Genomic DNA, 1585 nt, shown 5'->3' on the forward strand with positions numbered 1-1585 from the left:
CAGACCGCTGACAAACCTCGTTGAAAATAACGGGATTTGTTCCTCTCATTGTGAATCATAATGCCATCCATTTTCCTCATTAAGCCAATTTAATCGCCCGACAAGGCGTTATTTTCGCTTCTCCTGCAATGAAAGGCTCGCTCTCCAGAGATAAAAACAACAAAGCATTGCGACCAGCAATGCTATCTTCTTGATATTTTGGGCTATGGCTGCCAAAAGACACTGTATTTGCACTTTTTGCAACCCACGAAAACGGGCATAGCGGTGCCCGTGATGTTGCTTCGCATCTGCAAAACTACGCTCTATCGTCTCCTTTCGCCGCTTGTAAACCTTTTTACCCCACTCCGTTAGCCGGTTTTCCCTGGCCTGCTCTTTACTGTCCTCCCAGACATGACGGGTTATCTTTTTGCCCCCTTTGGCCTGTGTACAGGACGCGCGTTTCGGGCAATACTGGCAGATATTCGCCGCGGCCTGATAATGCCGGTATCCCTCTCGGCTGGTTGTTTTATAAATCAACTTTTCGCCCTGAGGGCACACATAGCAGTCCTCCTGCTTGTCATAGGTAAAATGTTTTTTCTGGAAGACGTTCGACCCCTTATTCGGACGGCGGTAACCGATTATCGGCATCACACCTAACTGTTCCGTTAAGTAACAAACCGGGGCCGTAAAATAGCCCGCATCCAACCCAATTGCGAGGGGATTGAGGGCAAAACGCTCTAACTGACGCGTCAAACGCTTGATAAAAGGCTGGCTGTCGTGGACATTACCCGGTGTAGCGTAGGTATCGGTGATAATACCGACTTGCCCATCCACGGTACGGTGGTCAAGGTAAAAGAACCCCCTGGGTTTGTTGGTCCGGTGCATAAACCCGCTTTCCGGATCAGTGGTACTGACCTTCGTCTTTCTCTGCCGTTCCTTTAGGGCTGGCTTCAGGCTTTTTTTCCGGCTGCCGCCCGGTCTTCAGTGACGGCTTTATCCAGTGCGTCAAAATAGGCGCCGGGGGGAACCGGCCGCATGACATTCTCCGATTTATGCGGATTGGCGTTGGCTTTCAGGTGGGTGCTGTCGGTATAGAGTACGCGTCCGCCCACGAATCCTTTGGCCATCGCCTGTTCAACAATGTGGTCAAAAATCTGCTGGAAGACCGCGGTATGATTGAAACGGCGGCGGCGGTTCTGACTCAGGGTTGAGGCATCAGGGACCTTCTCTGTCAGTCCGAGGCGCAGAAACCAGCGGTAAGCCACATTAACCTGAATTTCCTGAACCAGACGGCGTTCACTGGGGACGCCAAACAAGTAGCCGAGTAACATCATTTTAATCAGCATGACCGGGTCGATAGCAGGACGGCCATTATTGTGGCAATACAACGGGGCGACTAATTCGCGGATAAATTCGAAATCAATGGCGGCATCGACTTGACGGACCAAATGATTTTTAGGCACCAGCTCGTCAAGCGAGAGCGTTTCTGGCGGGAAAGTCTGGAGAGGGGGTGTTCTTAACATGGCGGCAAGCTCCGTTGAGTGAACGGAACTTAATTAAAACAAAGTGCCGGATAAAAAACCAGCACTTTGTCAATAATCTGAAA

At 50.6% G+C, this 1585-nt stretch carries 1 protein-coding gene; it reads right to left on the reverse strand.

What is annotated here, in order from left to right; translation table 11 throughout:
• Positions 1-108: 108 nt before the first annotated feature.
• Positions 109-1502, reverse strand: a protein-coding gene (locus EAE92_RS24015; RefSeq protein WP_214069853.1) for an IS1182 family transposase whose coding sequence is annotated in 2 segments (ribosomal slippage) — positions 109-935 and positions 935-1502 — 1395 coding nt in all. Because the reading frame shifts where the segments join, the coding sequence is not laid out codon by codon here.
• Between the last annotated feature and the right edge of the window lie 83 nt (positions 1503-1585).

The sequence above is a fragment of the Photorhabdus hainanensis genome (genome assembly GCF_018448965.1).
GTDB classification, from domain to species: Bacteria; Pseudomonadota; Gammaproteobacteria; order Enterobacterales; family Enterobacteriaceae; genus Photorhabdus; species Photorhabdus akhurstii.